Annotated in this window: 16 protein-coding genes and 1 pseudogene; 15 read left to right on the top strand and 2 right to left on the bottom strand. The window is 40.1% G+C overall.

From position 1 onward, the window contains the following. Positions 1-16 precede the first annotated feature (16 nt). The 5 genes and pseudogenes from IGI52_RS22440 to IGI52_RS22420 all read left to right on the top strand — a co-directional run bounded on the left by IGI52_RS22440 (position 17) and on the right by IGI52_RS22420 (position 3,037). Positions 17-415, top strand: a complete 399-nt coding sequence (locus tag IGI52_RS22440; protein WP_016178017.1) for a transcriptional regulator GutM — start codon at positions 17-19, stop codon at positions 413-415. After that, on the top strand, positions 412-1,659 hold the full coding sequence (locus IGI52_RS22435; RefSeq protein WP_438782450.1) for an NAD(P)H-dependent oxidoreductase: 1,248 nt from the start codon (positions 412-414) through the stop codon (positions 1,657-1,659). Before IGI52_RS22440 ends, IGI52_RS22435 begins: the two co-directional genes overlap by 4 nt. A 33-nt stretch (positions 1,660-1,692) precedes the next feature. Next, entirely contained in the window at positions 1,693-2,049 is a 357-nt protein-coding gene (locus IGI52_RS22430; protein ID WP_016178019.1) for a PTS glucitol/sorbitol transporter subunit IIA, read from the top strand. Between the two features lie 37 nt (positions 2,050-2,086). Next, positions 2,087-2,179: pseudogene (locus tag IGI52_RS22425) on the top strand (hypothetical protein); the annotation flags it as partial. A 30-nt stretch (positions 2,180-2,209) separates the two neighbouring features. Beyond that, the gene (locus tag IGI52_RS22420) at positions 2,210-3,037 is read left to right on the top strand and encodes a sugar-binding transcriptional regulator (protein ID WP_373367945.1); all 828 of its coding nucleotides are present in this window, start codon (positions 2,210-2,212) and stop codon (positions 3,035-3,037) included. A 188-nt stretch (positions 3,038-3,225) separates the two neighbouring features. Here IGI52_RS22420 and IGI52_RS22415 read toward each other — a convergent pair whose 3' ends face one another. Continuing rightward, positions 3,226-4,500, bottom strand: a complete 1,275-nt coding sequence (locus IGI52_RS22415) for an ISL3-like element IS1476 family transposase (protein ID WP_016252543.1) — start codon at positions 4,498-4,500, stop codon at positions 3,226-3,228. A gap of 406 nt (positions 4,501-4,906) precedes the next feature. Here IGI52_RS22415 and IGI52_RS22410 point away from each other — a divergent pair, with 406 nt between their 5' ends. The 3 genes from IGI52_RS22410 to IGI52_RS22400 all read left to right on the top strand — a co-directional run bounded on the left by IGI52_RS22410 (position 4,907) and on the right by IGI52_RS22400 (position 7,353). Next, complete coding sequence (locus IGI52_RS22410; protein ID WP_438782449.1) at positions 4,907-5,368, top strand: hypothetical protein; 462 nt, start codon at positions 4,907-4,909, stop codon at positions 5,366-5,368. 135 nt (positions 5,369-5,503) lie between these two features. Then, complete coding sequence (locus IGI52_RS22405; RefSeq protein ID WP_016178022.1) at positions 5,504-6,067, top strand: methyltransferase family protein; 564 nt, start codon at positions 5,504-5,506, stop codon at positions 6,065-6,067. A gap of 140 nt (positions 6,068-6,207) precedes the next feature. Then, entirely contained in the window at positions 6,208-7,353 is a 1,146-nt protein-coding gene (locus IGI52_RS22400; RefSeq protein WP_016178023.1) for a cation:proton antiporter, read from the top strand. A gap of 304 nt (positions 7,354-7,657) precedes the next feature. Here IGI52_RS22400 and IGI52_RS22395 read toward each other — a convergent pair whose 3' ends face one another. After that, entirely contained in the window at positions 7,658-8,005 is a 348-nt protein-coding gene (locus tag IGI52_RS22395) for a DUF488 domain-containing protein (RefSeq protein ID WP_070504644.1), read from the bottom strand. Positions 8,006-8,154: 149 nt separating this feature from the next. On the opposite strand from IGI52_RS22395, the gene IGI52_RS22390 reads away from it, so the two are divergent. The 7 genes from IGI52_RS22390 to IGI52_RS22360 all read left to right on the top strand — a co-directional run bounded on the left by IGI52_RS22390 (position 8,155) and on the right by IGI52_RS22360 (position 16,749). Beyond that, a complete protein-coding gene (locus IGI52_RS22390) occupies positions 8,155-8,520 on the top strand; it encodes a potassium channel family protein (protein WP_070504646.1) in 366 nt (121 codons plus the stop codon). Positions 8,521-8,673: 153 nt separating this feature from the next. Next, positions 8,674-9,528, top strand: coding sequence for a helix-turn-helix transcriptional regulator (locus tag IGI52_RS22385; RefSeq protein WP_144204655.1), 855 nt, complete (start codon positions 8,674-8,676; stop codon positions 9,526-9,528). 155 nt (positions 9,529-9,683) lie between these two features. After that, entirely contained in the window at positions 9,684-11,117 is a 1,434-nt protein-coding gene (locus IGI52_RS22380) for a family 1 glycosylhydrolase (RefSeq protein ID WP_144204656.1), read from the top strand. Between the two features lie 15 nt (positions 11,118-11,132). Continuing rightward, positions 11,133-12,551: a PTS transporter subunit EIIC gene (locus IGI52_RS22375; protein WP_438782448.1), complete on the top strand. Its 1,419-nt coding sequence runs from the start codon at positions 11,133-11,135 to the stop codon at positions 12,549-12,551. 53 nt (positions 12,552-12,604) lie between these two features. After that, on the top strand, positions 12,605-14,743 hold the full coding sequence (locus tag IGI52_RS22370; protein ID WP_144204658.1) for a glycoside hydrolase family 65 protein: 2,139 nt from the start codon (positions 12,605-12,607) through the stop codon (positions 14,741-14,743). After that, the gene (pgmB, locus tag IGI52_RS22365; protein ID WP_144204659.1) at positions 14,744-15,391 is read left to right on the top strand and encodes a beta-phosphoglucomutase; all 648 of its coding nucleotides are present in this window, start codon (positions 14,744-14,746) and stop codon (positions 15,389-15,391) included. It begins immediately after the preceding gene. Positions 15,392-15,675: 284 nt separating this feature from the next. Further along, complete coding sequence (locus tag IGI52_RS22360) at positions 15,676-16,749, top strand: hypothetical protein (protein WP_144325622.1); 1,074 nt, start codon at positions 15,676-15,678, stop codon at positions 16,747-16,749. The last annotated feature ends 8 nt before the right edge of the window (positions 16,750-16,757 follow it).

Here is a 16,757-nt window from a genome sequence, read left to right as displayed (position 1 = left end):
AGATAGGAGAATACGTATGGCTGAACTTCGCTTAGCATTGCTGGTGGTCCTGTTGCTGGCGCTCAATGTATTCACATCACTGAGACATTCGAACTACTATAAAAAGACAGTCGATAATCTCGTAAAAGAGAACAGTCAAGGCTTCTTAGGAATTGGAATGTCTCAAAGCAGGTTTAAAGCAAGAAGCATTGTATTGATGGTGGCGAATCCAAACGGCGTGATTGAAGAATGCCAAGTAATGACTGGATTGACGATCTTTGCGAAGTTCAAGCGCTATTCAGCTATTGAGAAGCATCGCATTGATACGATTCCGGAAGCTGTTTTAAAGGTGAAGCATGAAGAAGCGTTAAAACAATCAATCGATTTCATTAAAAATGAAATAAAAACAAAGAAAACATCGGAGGAAAGAACATGACATTATATGGAAAATTGTTAGAGAGAGAACAAAATGGCGCGCCAATCAAGGTTGGGGTAATTGGTGCAGGGCAAATGGGCTACGGCATGGTTTCACAAATTTCAACGATTCCAGGTATGATTGTCGCAGGAATCAGCGATATTAATTTAGATGCGGCAAAAAGAGCGGCAGATGCCTACAATGCCAGTGCGGCTGAAAAAGTAAATATTTTGACAAGTACAGACTTTAAAGAAATCGTTCACTCACCAAATGTTGAAGTGATTGTCGATGCGACAGGTGTTCCAGAAGCAGGAGCGAAAATCTCATTGGAAACGCTGATTGCCAAGAAACATTTAGTGCTCTTAAATGTAGAGATCGATATTACCGTGGGACCTTTAATGAAGAAACTCTACGATGCCGCTGATCTTGTTTACACTGGTTCAGATGGTGACGAGCCTGCAGCAACCGTTCAAATGTATGAATTTGCCAAAAGTATGGGGATGGAAGTCCTTGTAGCCGGCAAAGGAAAAAACAATGCCTTAAAAGTAAGCGCGAATCCAGATACTGCCCAGGCAGAAGCAGACTCCAAAGGGATGAACAGCCACATGCTGGCCGCATTCCAGGATGGGACTAAAACAATGGCTGAAATGAACCTCTTGTCTAATGCGATTGGCTACGTTCCAGATGTTGTGGGGATGCATGGAATCTCAGCGGACTTAGACGGAACAGTCGAAAAATTAAACTTGAAAGAAAACGGCGGCGTTTTAAATAGCTTTGGCGTTGTCGAATATGTTGATGGGATTGCTCCAGGAATCTTCTGTATCGTGAAAGGACAAAATGAAGGCGTTCAGCACGAGCTAAACTATTTATTGAAAAAAGGCGAGCGTGATCATCATATCTTATTCCGTCCGTATCACCTGTGCAGCTTGGAAACACCATTAACTATCGCGCGAGCAGTCTTAGAACATGATACAGCCATCGTTCCTTTAGGTGCACCAATTTCCGAAACTGTTGCAGTGGCAAAACGTGATATTAAAGCAGGTGAAAAAATCGATGGCATCGGCGGGTATTGTGTTCGCGGTGTGTTAGAAACACATGCTGACATGAAGAAAAACGGTAACGTGCCAATTGGTTTAGTCGGCGGGACTTCAGTTGCCAAACGTGACATTAAAGATGGCGCCTTTTTGACGATCGATGATATTGAGTTAGACGAATTAACGACTGTTTACAAATTGCGTAAATTACAAGATGAAACTTTTGCATAGAAATCTATTTTAAGACGAGTTAGGAGTCTGATTATGTACAAAACAAAAATCATAGAAATCGGTCCGATCGTTGAGGATTTCGCAGAAGAATTTCTATTAGTCTTATTCGGTCCGCAAGCAATGGCAGAACTGAGAGACATCTGTGTCATTCATGAAAGTTCGGAAGAACCGAAAGACGTAATCCAGAAGAACGGACGGTTGACTATTGGAGAACAGGAATATCGTATTCTTGATGTGGGTGAAGAGGCGAATCCAAATTTTGAGTCACTAGGACATATTTCTATCTATTTTAGAGATGGCGAAAATAATGAAATTCTGCCTGGTGCAATTTTAGTCGAACCAAAGGTATTTCCAGTATTAACTGTCGGAGATGAAATCTCATTTGAATAGTTCAAAATCAGTTAATCCATAGTAAAGGAAGGGAATTATGAATACTTTTGAAGAAAAAAATATTATAAAAATTGCTTGCTTATACTACGAGGATGGACTGACACAAGCTCAAATCGCTAAGATAATTGGCGTTTCCCGTTCTCTTGTTTCTAAGCTTTTACTGGATGCAAGGGAACAGGGGATTGTAGAAATTACGATCAACAGTAAAAATGAGTATACCTCCAAACTGGAACGCTCTTTGGAAGCAGTCTATGGATTGAAAACCGCCATGGTCATTGATTCTAAGGATCTCACGAATGAAGAGGTTGAAAAAGTAGCTGCCAACTATGGTGCTCATTATTTGAACAGTCGTTTGAAGTCAATTGATCGTATCGGAATCTCGTGGGGGAAAGGAATCCGCCGTATCGTTGATTCTATTATTCATAGCTCCAACATGGCAGTCTCTGTCGTGCCATTGATTGGTGGAATGGGCGATTCACATGTTAATATTCATTCCAATCAGCTGTGTCATGATCTTGCCAGAAAAATTCGAGGGCAATCAAAATACCTGTATACGCCTGCGATGCTACCAGATGAGCAATTGGCGGTCGCTTTAAGAAACAATCAAACGATAAAATCAGTTCTTGATGATGGTTCCAACGTTGATTTTGCGATTGTAGGTTTAGGAAATCCTTATGCGGGAAGTACAATGGAAGAGATTGGCTATCTGACTGGAAAAGATATTCAACAGTTGAAAAAAGATAAGGTTGTGGGGGATATCAATTCCAATTTTTTTGATGCTAATGGCCAGAAAGTTGATAACGAGATCAACAAAAGTATCGTGGGAGTTACGTTAGAAAATATCAGAAAAATGCCTCAAGTAATGACGATTGTGGATGACATCAGAAGAACGAATATTGCAAAAATCGCCATTGAGACAAATCTGATTAATATTCTTGTAACGACAGATAAAATTGCTCAGGCGTTGTTGGATGCAGCTGTGGAATAGAAATTTAATGATTTGAGAAGAGCATGATAAAATAGATATAAATACCTTGTAAACGATCAATTTCGAAAGTTTGTGAGGTATTTGTTTTTCTATTTAAAAAGAGGCTCTTCGTCAAATCGTGTTGGTGAAGACAAATTTGAATAAAACTTAGTCCGATATGCGGCGCGTTCTGTGCGCCGCATATTTTTTTAGTTTTCAAAGATCAGACCTTGTTGTAAATAGATCCGTGCCCGAAAGTTATAAAAGTTGCGATAACCAAACGCAATTCGTTTAATCAGCTTGATCTTGTTATTCAGCCCCTCCGTGACACCGTTTGAGTGGGACACTTTAAAGGCATTTGAAATGCCCGATTGGTAGCGATGGAAGATCGTGAATTTCTTTTTAAACGACTGAGGTAACGTAGATGAAATTGTTTTAAGGGTTTCTTGAAAGCCTTCCGTATCTCGTTTAACGAAATAATAGCGTAATAATTGACAAAAATGATACGCTGTTCGCAATTCTTCGTTGTAGCTTAACAGTTCATCGACGATTTCTGTTTGACTAATTGGTCGTTTAAACAGTCGATGATAATGCCGTTTGAGTGGCTCCAATGTCGTGGAATCTTTGAGTAAGAGTTTCCAATATCGCTTGAGCCGACGGTACTTCTTCTGATTTTCAGAGTGTGAGGTTCGAAAACGATTCATGATCTGGACACGTAATTGATTGAAGCTGCGATTGATGTGTTGGACAATATGAAAGCGGTCAGTTACGATCTCCGCATTTGGAAAGACCGTTTTAAGCAACTGACAATAGCTGGCATTCATGTCCATCACTAGGTACTTGACCTTTAAACGGGCCTTTCTAGGAAAGCGCAGGAAGTATTGAGTTAGTTTGTAAAGTCTGCGATCTTCAAGGATCGTAAATAGCTGATTGGTTGTCCCATCAACACAAATAAAACTCATGGAACCAGAAACAGACTTCATTGATTTGAACTCATCCATACACAACACCGTCGGAAGGAAGTTCATACGTGGCTGGTAATGCTTCGTTGCTTCACGCAAGATCCGTGTCACCGTCCCATCCGAGACGAAGTACTTCTTAGCGATTAGTTTACGTGATTGATTTTCGTACAGTTCCATGAGAATCGCCTGCTTCAGTTCCTTTGTTAGTTGATGATGTTCATCAACTAAGTCCGTTTTCGCAGAAAAGGTCCGTCCACAATCATGGCAGAGAAAACGGGTACGTTTTAATTCTAAAATAGTTAACTTTTCTTTGACTTTCAACATCTGAGTGCGTGTCGTATAGGAACCGTTGCGGATAATACGAACCGATCGACAGTGTTCACAACAGGAAGGAGAGTCATCCAATTTTCCTTTAATAAACTGCGCTTGAACGCCTTTATATTCTTTTTCAATCAGCCATTCTTCATCAAAAAATAAATGTTTATCTGTTAATCCGAGTAATTTTCTAGTATGATTATCCATTGAGAGACTCCTTTGGTAGGGTGACGTTTTGGTCGACTAAATTTTACCAAAAGTGAGTCTCTTTTTGAGTTGAAACGAAGAAAAAAGTGTTAGTAGAAAATCGCCTTCGATTTTCCACCAACACAAAATATTATAGAACCTAAAAAGAACAACAAACCTTGATCTTTAATGGGTATATCAAATGATCATGAACTAACGTGTTTTCTTGAGTATTTTACGATTAAATTCTTTTTTGAAAATGTCTTATTAAACAATAGTTTTATTTAATTTAATTCCTATTAATCATGTTTTCTATATTCACGAGTTGAAAATTTACCAATTTTGACACAGAAAATGAGTAGAAATTTATTCTGTACTACTATAGAGTAATTAGTAACAAGTTTTTTAGAATATGGAGGCTGAAGGAATGGAAAATAGAGATTGGTACCAAAAAAGAGAGGGACAAGCGGAGCATTTGGTTTATTTAGATAACGAAGGCAAGGAATTGGAAAAATTGATCAATGGTGAAAAAACCATGATTATTCGCGGGGCTGCTGGCAAGAAGAGTCCGCTGGGGGGACGCGCGAAAGAGAACGATATCTTATACTTTGTTGAAAAGGGCGGGAAAATGGAAATTACTCATCGTGGTGTGTTAACCAAAGTGATTGAGAAATACAAAATGACACCGGAAGAATCGACCGAATTTATCGAAGAGTTTGGACAGGAGCTAAATTTGTCTAAAAAGCAAAAAGCGCGATGGCATGGGAAAAAATGCATCGGACTCTATGAGGTTAGCTATCTAGAGAAGATTGAACCCTTCTATTATAATTGCGAAAAAAACATGGATGATTGGATTATTACAGACAATATCGAGGATATTAAATTGTAAAAAGGATAATTTGCAAATAAACACTCAATGGGCCATTACTTGTTCATTGGGTGTTTATTTGTTGTTGACGGAGAAGTGCACATATGAAATAATAAACATATGAATTTAAATTCATATGTAAAAGGAGGAATTCACATGCTAATACGTGTTAGTGCATTGCTGGGTTTAACAGCCTTCTATTTGATTTACCTTGGGAAGGCATGGGTGCTAAGAAAACAGGGAATCAAGGTTAACTTACTGGGTGACAAACAGAGTTCGCGTGAAAAGTATTTTGAAATTGTTTTACGAATCATGACTGGATTTGGTGCGCTTATTCAGTTTCTTGCGCCATTCCTATTCGCTGTTAATCAAACAGGCTGGCGATATGCTGGATTAGTTCTAACTTTTTTAGGAGTAATTTTATTCTTTATTGCGGTCAAAGCGATGGGATTGAATTGGCGAGCGGGCTTTAATGAACAACAACGAACAGAATTAGTGACTACTGGAATTTATCGATTTAGTCGAAATCCGGCTTTTGTGGCCTTTGATTTGTTGTATCTGGGTTTTGCGCTGATATTTCCGAATCTCCTTATGATTGTAATGGCGGTGTTGGCGTTGTTCCTGTTTGATTTGCAGATTCGCGGAGAGGAAAACTATTTGACCACTGTTTTCGGTGAGCGCTATCGGGACTATCAAAAAGCGGTGAGAAGATATTTGTAATGCAAAAATTTACAATGCATTTCCATTGAATCCAATTATTTTCCAATCGATTTCATTTTCGGTAGACTAAAGAGGTTGAGACAATTTCACGATTAAAGTCAAAATGATTTGTTATTGTGAAATGTGAGGGGATGAAGGAAATGGCATTTATCGGTGTTTTATGTTTGATTTTAATCAGTACAACAGTTGCGAGTCACTTTTTTAGAAGGTTCGGCATACCTGCGGTGATCGGCCAGCTGTTGGTGGGAATTTTGTTAGGAACGGCTGGCTTCAATTTGGTTCATCCGGATATTTTAGTAGAGGATTTTTCTGAGATAGGCGTAATTCTATTGATGTTTTTGGCTGGGATCGAAAGTGATTTGTCCTTGCTTAAGAAATATTTTCGTCCGGGGATGTATGTGGCCGTTTTAGGAATTCTTTTTCCGGTTTTGTTAGGAACGCTTGGCGGGATTGTTTTTCAGATTCAACTAAATGAGTCCTTTTTCTTAGGGCTGATCTTAGCGGCAACGTCTGTCAGTATTTCGGTTGAGGTTTTGAAGGAACTAAATGTGATCAATACTAAAGAAGGGTCGACGATTCTTGGCGCTTCTGTGGTGGATGATATTTTAGTCGTCTTGATTGTCAGCTTGAGTATGTCCTTTTTAGGGGCACAGGGTGGAAATGATCGGTCATTGGGAGTCATGCTGGTAGAACAGGTGCTATTTTTTGCCGGTGTATTCTTTTTGATTCGCTGGGGCGCGCCGTATCTGATGCGGCTGAGTAAAAAGCTTTTAGCGGAATCTTCAGTGATCATTGTTTCACTGATTCTGTGTTTGAGTATGTCCTATTTAGCCGATTTTATCGGTTTAAGCTCGGTGATCGGCGCATTTTTTACTGGCGTTGCAATTGGTCAGACAAAGGATTGGAAGGATGTCCAAGTTAACGTGGAGGCAATCGGTTATGCGGTATTTATCCCAGTTTTCTTTGTAAGTATAGGATTAGAGGTTTCCTTTGCGGGAATCAGTAGACAATTGTTGTTCATATTACTTCTGACGATAATCGCGATTGCTTCAAAGCTTGCTGGCGGCTTCATTGGCGGAAAATTGGCTGGATTTGGCAATAACAGCAGCTTGATGGTAGGTTCAGGAATGGTCTCGCGAGGAGAGATGGCCTTGATCATTGTACAGCTAGGCTATCAAAGCGGATTGGTCACAGATCATTATTATTCAGCGTTTATTTTGATTATTCTGTTTACGACTTTGGCTTCACCTTTCTTATTAAAAAGCTTTACACGTAAAATATATTGATTAAAAACGACTACCTAATTGGCGTATGCTGGTTAGGTAGTTTTGTAGTTATTAGCAATAAAAAACTGCCAGTAATTTTTACTGACAGGCGAAGCAGATTATGCTTATGAGAATGGAAAGATTGTCCTTTTGAATCTTATGCCTCAAGATTTAGGTAACAGTTAGGGCCACGATCTCGATTTCTTCTAACCCAAACAAGTTTTATTCTCGCCGCGCATAGGATTCAGTTAGACATACCTATCGCTATATTTTCCAATATTATAAGTCAATAAGTCAGAAGGATGCTCATCAGGCTCACTGTCTTTTATTGAAGAAGATCGTATAGGACTTGAGCGTTGTTCTCCGTTTCATTTTTTGCGCTGTAGACTAGGGTGATTGTTTTATGTTGCTTGATAATTACCTGTAATTGCTTCAGAGCTTCTTTTTGTGGACCGCTTTGTAATTCTTGGTGATACTTCTCACGGAACTCTGGATATTTTTCGGAATCGTGATTGAACCATTTACGTAACTCAGGACTGGGCGCGATTTCCTTCAGCCACAAATCAATTTTTTCCGTTTCTTTGGATTTTCCTCGCGGCCATAGGCGATCTACTAACACGCGGTAGCCATCAGTATCTTCTGCTGGTAGATAAGCTCTTTTCAGTTTTAACATGTTGAACACTTCCTTTGCTCTTTTATTTTAACAAAGACAGTGATAAAGAGTGAGTAAAGTAACTTTTGTGGAAGAGAGATTTTATGCTGCTGCGAATATCTGATAAAATAGGGTAGCTGAATATATAACAGATCTGAAAGGCGGTTCTCATGGTTGCATTTTTATTATTATTTAGAAGCTTGTGGCACATCTTAAAAATTTTGTTTCGACAGGAAGAACAAAAGGCGATCATGTTGGCGCTGTTGTTTATTTTGCTGATTGGGACGGTTTTTTATCATAATGTCGAGGGGATGACCTATCTCGACGCATTGTATTTTTCCGTCATGACTTTAGCGACAGTCGGGTATGGGGATTTAGCGCCCCAGACAGCTTTAGGAAAACTGTTTACGATTATTTATGTGCTGATTGGTGTCGGAATCATCACGGGCGTGATCGCGAATTTCAGTCGGGCTTTGGCTGAGTATCATAAACAGAAAAAGCATCATGAGAAAAGCGCACCGGTAAATAAGGAGTAACGGTTTTTAACAGCCAAATAAGATGAAAGCAGGCAACGGATAAGTCATGCGTTGCCTGCTTTTACTAGGTTTCGTTGTTTAGTCATCGAGAGGGGAAGAAACAAGTATTTACTTTCTGTTTTTTTCCGCCAAAATAACCATGAGGTGAATGCGATGGCAATTTATTTAGAAATGCCTGAATTAGATAAAGAGTTTCCTTTTCGAATATTGGTGAATGACGGCGATATTTTGACCACGCCTCACTGGCATCGCGAGGTTGAGCTGATTTATGTGATAAAAGGGACGATCTCATTGGGGATTGACGATGTTCCATATAAACTGAGTGAAGGTGAGATCGCCTTTATTGGAGGCGGGCTGATTCATTATGTTTTGGCTTCGCCTGGAAGTGAACGACTGGTTTATCAATTTGATTTGAATTACTTTACGGCAGGAAATAAAGAAAATTTAGATTTGCAGAAGCTGTTTTCAGAGCTGTTGCCGGTTAGTCCGCAGTGGGGAGAATCAGATGAGACAGCGATCAGAACTTTGCTGGAAGCAATGAATTATGAAATGAAGACGCAGCAAATTGGTTATCAATTTGCGCTAAAGGCTGGATTGTTTGAACTGATTCAACGACTGCTACGAGACATTCCCAAGCAAGTAAAGCAACTAAAGAAAATCAATAAGCTGGCGACTCAGGATGTGTTGGAAAAGCTGGACGAGATTTTTAATTTTGTCGAGGAACACTATCAAGAAGCGTTGACTTTACAGGATATCGCTGAAGTTGCCGGCTATAGCTCGTTTTATTTTACGAAGTTTTTTAAGAAAAATACGGGTAAAACATTTTTAACCTTTTTAAACGATTATCGGATTGATAAAGCTAAGTGGCTGCTGATCAATAGTGATTTACCAGTATCAGAAATCATTGCACAAACAGGCTTTGAAAGTAATAAAACCTTTTATCGTCTTTTTAAAGGTTCGATGGCGATGGCCCCATTAGAATATCGGAATACGATGAAAATTGAATAACTACTTGAAAGGCAATTACTGATACGGTAATTGCCTTTCGACAATATTTGAGAATAATACAACAAAAATGGGGGAATAAAAAAATTTTTTCCTCGCTATAATAAAAGTATCAACACAGATAAAAACGGATACTGACCGAGAGGGAGAAAAGATAAATGAAAAAAGAAACGCAATTTTTATGGGGCGGAGCGATCTCCGCTGCCCAAAGTGAGGGGAATTATTTAGCAGATGGTCGGCAACCTTCAAACTTTGATTATTTACCGCTAGATGATCGTCGACTGAAAGCAGTATATAAGAATCAAGCAGATTCGATCTTAGCATCTACCGGAGATGAAATTTATCCTGGGAGAAACGGCAATGATTTTTATCATCATTATCGAGAGGATATTGGTTTATTAAAAGAGCTTGGTGTGAACAGTTTTCGTTTTTCCATTTCTTGGTCGCGAATCTTTCCGACAGGGGAAGAGGAGCAGCCCAATGAAGCAGGGCTAAAATTTTATGAGGATCTTTTGACCGAGCTTGAGAAGCAGCAGATGGAACCGATTGTCACATTGTCTCACTTTGAGATACCTATCCAATTAGTCAAAAAATACAACGGTTGGGAGGATCGCAAGGTTATTGATTTCTTTCTTCATTACGGCAAAACAGTAATGACACGTTTCAAAGAGCGAATCAAGTATTGGATTCCCTTTAATGAAATGAATATGGTTCTGCATATTCCATTTATCGGCGGAGGCATCCTATTTGAAGAGGGCAAAGACAATTTATCGATGCAATACCAAGCAGGACATCATCAATTATTAGCAAATGCGTTGATCATTCAAGCTGGAAAAGAAATTGATCCAGCAAACCAGTTCGGTGCGATGTTAGCCGCTGGGAAAACCTATGCGTATACTTGTGATCCCAAAGATGTGTTCGCGGCACTTCAGCAGGAGAGAGAGAATTTGCTTTTCTCCGATGTGCAAGTCTTTGGAGAATATCCGAAATTCTTTGCTCATTATATTGTTGAAAAGAATTTGAAGCTGAGGATCGATCAAGAGGACGACGAAATACTTAAAAAGAATACCGTTGATTTTGTTTCCTTCAGCTATTATTCCAGTGCCTGCACCGCGGCTGAGGAGAGCGGAATTGATCGTGTCGCTACAAATGGCTACACAACGCTGCGAAATCCTTATTTACCAAAAGGCAAGAGTGTGTGGCAGGATGATCCGTTAGGTTTACGAATCACCTTAAATCAGCTGCAGGATCGATATCACAAACCGCTGTTCATTGTGGAGAACGGGATCGGAACTCAGGATGAGTTCGCGGATGGAAAGGTGCAGGATGATTATCGTATCCATTATTTGCGAGGGCATATTAAAAATATGCTGTTAGCAGTAGAAGAGGATGGCATTGAGCTGATGGGCTATCTGATGTGGGGCATCATTGATCTGCCTAGTGTCAGCGAAGGAAAAATCAGCAAGCGCTATGGGGTCATTTATGTGGACCAGGATGATCAAAATAAGGGAACACATCAGCGTTACAAGAAAGACAGCTTTGCTTTTTATCAAAAAATTATTTTATCAAATGGAGCCGTTGTATTTGAATAGAAAGGGGTATAAAAAATGAAAAAGTATCAACCATTAGTAAAGGAAATCATTCAAGGACTTGGGGGAGCTGACAACATCAATTCAGCAGTCCATTGCGCGACCCGCTTACGTTTTGATTTAAAAAATCAAGCTGCGGCAAATCTGGAAGAGCTAAAGCAGATTGATGGCGTCGTGGGTGTAAATCCCACACCAACGCAGTTACAGGTAATTATTGGCAGTCATGTAGGCGATGTTTTTGAAGAAGTGGTTCGTCAGGGAGTATCCAATGGTGATTCTGAAGTAAAAGAGTTATCTTCCACGGCATCAACCAAAGAAACGAGTATTTTCAATAGAGTTGTCGATACGATTACTGGCTGTATGACTCCGATGATCCCTGCTTTGACCGCTGCCGGGATGATCAAAGTAATTCTCTCGTTGTCGACGACCTTCCATTGGATGTCAAATGAATCAAGCACTTATCGCGTATTAGATTTTATTGGAGATGGAGCTTTTTATTTCATGCCAATTCTGTTAGCCGTCTTTGCGGCGAATAAATTTAAAGTCAATACATCAATCGCTATTATTGTTGTGGGTGTTTTCCTGCATCCTAATTTTAGTCAGTGGGTAGCTTCAGGCGATCCAATCTCTTTTCTGGGAATGCCGATTCAAGGAGTGATCTATGCTGCTTCGGTGATTCCGGCGCTTTTGACCATCTGGGCGATGTCTTATATCGAACGTGGCGTGGATAAAATCACTCCGCAATCCTTGAAGATTCTGTTGAATCCAACGCTGACTTTATTAATCACTGCGCCTTTAGCTTTGATCGTGATTGGCCCATTAGGTAATTATGCTGGACAAGGCTTGGCTTGGGTGATCAACTTAATGCAAGGTCAATTAGGCTTTATCATGGTAGCGCTATTAGCAGCAGCGATGCCGTTTATCGTCATGACCGGAATGCACCATGCCTTGACACCGATTTTTGTGGCCTCTTTTGCCACAACGGGCACTGAATCCTTGATTCTAGTTGCGCAAATCTGTGCCAACTTGGCACAAGGCGGAGCCACTTTATCAGTTGCCTTTAAATCAAAACAAAAGAATGTCAAATCAATCGCTGCAGCGGCGGGAATATCGGCTATTATGGGAATCACCGAACCGGCCCTGTATGGGATCACGATGAAATATAAAAAGCCATTAGTGGCGGCTTGTATTAGTGCGGGTATTTCAGGCTGTTTTGCCGGATTGATGCATGTGACATTGTACGTACCACAAAATAGTTTGATGGCAATTCTAGGTTTCTCAGGTGATAAGGGCACAGCCAATGTCATCGCAGGATTATCCATGATGTTGATGTCGGTGGTTTTATCCTTTGTATTGACCTTCGTTCTGCAAAAGGACGAAAAAATTGAAGCTACACCGACTGAAAAATCTGCGGAAGGCTTGGCAGTAAATTCATAAAAAAGCTGAGTAGGGTAGAAGAATCTTCTATCCTGCTTTTTGGAGGATCACTTATGAAAATTTATTTAAATGATTACGAAACCGAAACCTTGGAAAAGGCGGAGAGTTTGCTGTTTAACGGCAATGGTTATATTGGTTTGCGGGGAAATCTGGAGGAGGACTACTACGATCATTTTTCTACCAACCGTGAGACCTATATCAATGGCTTTTACGAAACCAAAGAGCTGCACTATCCAGAGAAAATGTATGGCTTCACCCCAACTGGAGAAACCATGATCAGCGTGATCGACGGGCAAACAACCTTGATTACCATCGGTGGTGAACAGTTTTCCATTATGGAAGGAACGATCAGTGACAGTGAGCGTTATTTGGATATGGAAAAAGGTATTACAGTTAGAAATTTAGTTTGGACTTCGCCGCAAGGTCATCAAACAAAAATCACGATCTCGCGTTTAGCCTCTTTCCATTATAAAAATCTTTTTTCACTGAAGATTGATTTCGAGCGTTTGAATCATCAGGAGGAAATTGAACTTACCACCCATTTAAATTTCTATCCAGTGCGCACGATTGATAAAAACGATCCGCGCATGAGCCATGACCTACAAAAGATTGTGATTAAGGAGATTGATTTAGCCAAAAAGAGCTGTGTATTCGGCACCGAGTATTCCCAATTGGAAGCGGAGTTAGTTTGGTCGATTAATAATCAAACGGTTGAACAAACGATTGAAGAGGACCGAATCGTGATTCGCACAAAACTGGAGGGCAACAGTTATCAAAAAAATCTAAGCTATGCGTTTCAGCAGCAGAAGCACGAGAAAATTGAGTGCAGCTTTGCCAAACTAGTTCAGAAACAAATAGAATTTCTGAATGATTTTTGGCAAAGTGCGAAAGTAAACATCAAAAGCACAGATAACCTTGAAGAGAGTGTCAATTACAGTACCTTTGCTCTGCTTCAATCACTTGGGACGAATCATACCACTAGCATTGCGGCTAAAGGTTTGAGCGGCAGCGGTTATGAAGGGCATTACTTTTGGGACGCGGAGATGTTTGTCTTTCCTGTCTTCTTGCATTTAAATCCGCTGCTGGCAAAGCAATTGCTGACTTATCGCTATACTACTTTGGACAAAGCACGGGAGAATCGTCAGCTTTTCGGCTATCAAACAGGGGCGTTCTATCCATGGCGAACGATCTCAGGAACCGAGTCTTCCCCATTTTTCGAAGGCGGGTCCGCTCAGCACCATATCAACGCAGATATTGCTTACGCATTTATTCAATATTATCGTTATACGGACGATTTAGCTTTTATTGTTGACTGTGGATTTGAAGTTCTATTGGAAACGGCTCGTGTGTTCAGCGAAATTGGCTACATGAAAAACGGCAAATTTCACATTGATAAAATTACCGGTCCAGACGAATACACGGTACTGGTTAATGACAACTATTACACCAATCAATTGGTTGCTTATCAATTCCAATGGCTCAATCGTTTCGCGAAATTATTGAGAGAGCATCATCCCGAAAGCTGGTCAGAGTTGACCAAGAAGCTCCAGCTTGAAGAGTCTGAGTTACAGGATTTCGCGCAATTTTCAACGGCGATGGCCTTGCCTTTTGATGAAGCAAAAGGAGTAATTGCTCAGGATCGGGATTTCTTGAATAAAAGCTTTTGGCCTTACTCTAAAGAAGAAACAAACTATCCGTTATTGCTCAATTATCATCCATTGACGATTTATCGTTATCAGATTTCTAAACAAGCGGATGCCGTACTGGCGTTGATGCTGTTTCCAGATTCCTTTGACAAGGAGACAATCGCTAAGAGTGTCGCTTACTACGATGAGGTAACGACTCATGATTCTTCTCTATCTTACTCGACGTTCTCAACGGTATATAGTCGTTTGGGGCAAGTAGAAAAAGGCTATGAATATTTTATCAAAAATGCCCGAACTGATCTGGATAATAGCCACAAAAATACGAAGGACGGTATCCATACCGCATCAATGGGCGGAACCTTCATGTCGATCATTTATGGCTTTTGTAATCTTCAGGTAGTGGAAGATAGGCTGACAATTGATCCCCATTTGCCGGCAGAGATCGACGAAATTGATTTTTATACCTACTTTAAAAATCAAAAGTATCGTGTTTACGTCAGTCATCAGGAGCATTGGATCGAAAAAGTCGCAGAGGAGCATCAATAAATGAAAGGTTTTGTATTTGATTTAGATGGTGTGATCACAGATACGGCAAAATACCATTATATTGCTTGGAAACAGCTAGCCGCTGAGATCGGGATTACGATCGATGAGGCCTTCAACGAACAGCTGAAGGGCATCAGTCGTCAGGATTCGCTGGCGCGGATTTTAGCCCAGGACGATAAACTGGATGTTTACTCCGACTCAGAATTAAATAGAATGGCAGAAAAAAAGAATCAGCACTACGTGGCATTGTTGGAGACGTTAGCGCCTGAAGACGTATTGCCAGGAGTCAGAGAATTCTTAGAGGATGCCCGCAAATTCGGAATCCCTTGCGCGATTGCCTCAGCATCAAAAAATGCCCCATATATTTTGCACAAATTGCAGATCAGCGACTATTTTTCCGGTATCGTTGATCCAACAACGTTGACAAAAGGCAAACCCGATCCAGAAATTTTTATCAAAGCTGCTGAATTAATAAATTTAAAGCCTGAAGAAGTGGTCGGCTTTGAAGACGCACAGGCAGGAATCGATGGAATCAAAGGTTGCGGGATGTATGCCGTCGGTATCGGGGCGGCGGAGCAGTTAAAAGGTGCTGATCGAGTAGTGAATGATTTTTCGGAATTGACTATCGAGGAATTGCTTTGCTTGTAGATAGTTAGAGACTACCAGAAATTTTGGTAGTCTTTTTTTCTGGAAAAAGGAGTGATTTGTTTATTTTCTTATTTTGATCTTATCACATCTCTTCTGATTTATTTAAAAAAATCGCGGTGAAGCAATTTTGCTTGGGTTACGTTCTATTTATTACGCGAAAAATCCTATTTTGCGAATTCAAAATTTTAAATTTTGTGAAGATTTTAAAATTGGTAGTGGGTTATTTAATGCGGTATCATTAACGCATACGAGAAAACAACAATGGTAAAAAGGAGAGGTCTAGCATGGAAATAAAGAAGCTTCAGCAAAGGCAATTGTTTTGTACTAAACGTGAAACTGTTGAGAAAAAAGTGGTTCAATATTTCGAAAAGACACAGGATGCAGATTCTGTCGTTGAATACGCGATTGCCCTCATGGTGCGTCACTCACTTGTTCTGGGAGATTTTTCATTGTTGTTTCAGGATGTGATTCGTGAGATTTATAGCCATGCTAGACCCAGCAATACACTGAAAAAATTTTTGCCCTACTTCCAATCTTATTTCAACGATTCAGAGTGGCAGCAGATCATAAAGCGGTTATTTATCAGTGAGAAAAAATACAAAAAGGCGACAAAAAATACACGGATTCAAGCTAGTTATTTGAAGAATACGGGGAGTGCGGCCATTACGAAAGAATTTGGTAGTTATACTCTTGTGACGATTTATAAGGATGCCAGCGGGAAGAAGCATACTTGGAGATTAAGAGATGCTGACCCGAGGAATACTGTTGAAGAGACGGAACGGATACTTGAGATTTTGACTAATCTAACAATCTTTCAAAAGGATGGCGTGCGTCGCTTTGCCGAATACATTGATTATGATTGTGCAGGTACCACTATTGTCTCCAGTTCACGGGGAACAAAAGAACAGACACAGGCGGCAATCTCACTCCAACATGATGATTCACTTGCTGATGATGCGGACTTTTTGGAGGGGTATGATCTAAATACTCTTAGTAAAGAGTCGCTGATTGTATTAATAAAGCAGATATTTAAAGAAGCAAAAGCAGTAATGCTAGAGGAAGAATCGTTCTTTTCAAATGGGAAACTGTCGACATTTAATCAGTCATTTGGCGCTGAATCAGATTTAGATGATAGGATCAGTTCATTTGACAAGGAAACGAATCAACATCAGTCAGATAACGTATCCAGCGAAACCGATGGAGCAGATGAGAAGATTTCAGACTTGGCTTTAGCAGATACCGCCATTGTGGAAGAAATTTTACCGGAAAAATCCGTGGTTAATAAAAAAACAAAAAGACCAAGTAAAGAGAAAAGAATACTCTTAAAGAAGTTTCAGGATAATCATAAGCGCACTTGAGAAAAATT

Source organism: Enterococcus sp. DIV0187 (genome assembly GCF_051713785.1).
Lineage (GTDB): Bacteria > Bacillota > Bacilli > Lactobacillales > Enterococcaceae > Enterococcus_A > Enterococcus_A avium.
Note: the sequence above shows the minus strand (reverse complement) of the source record. Positions and strands in the feature narration are given on the sequence as shown.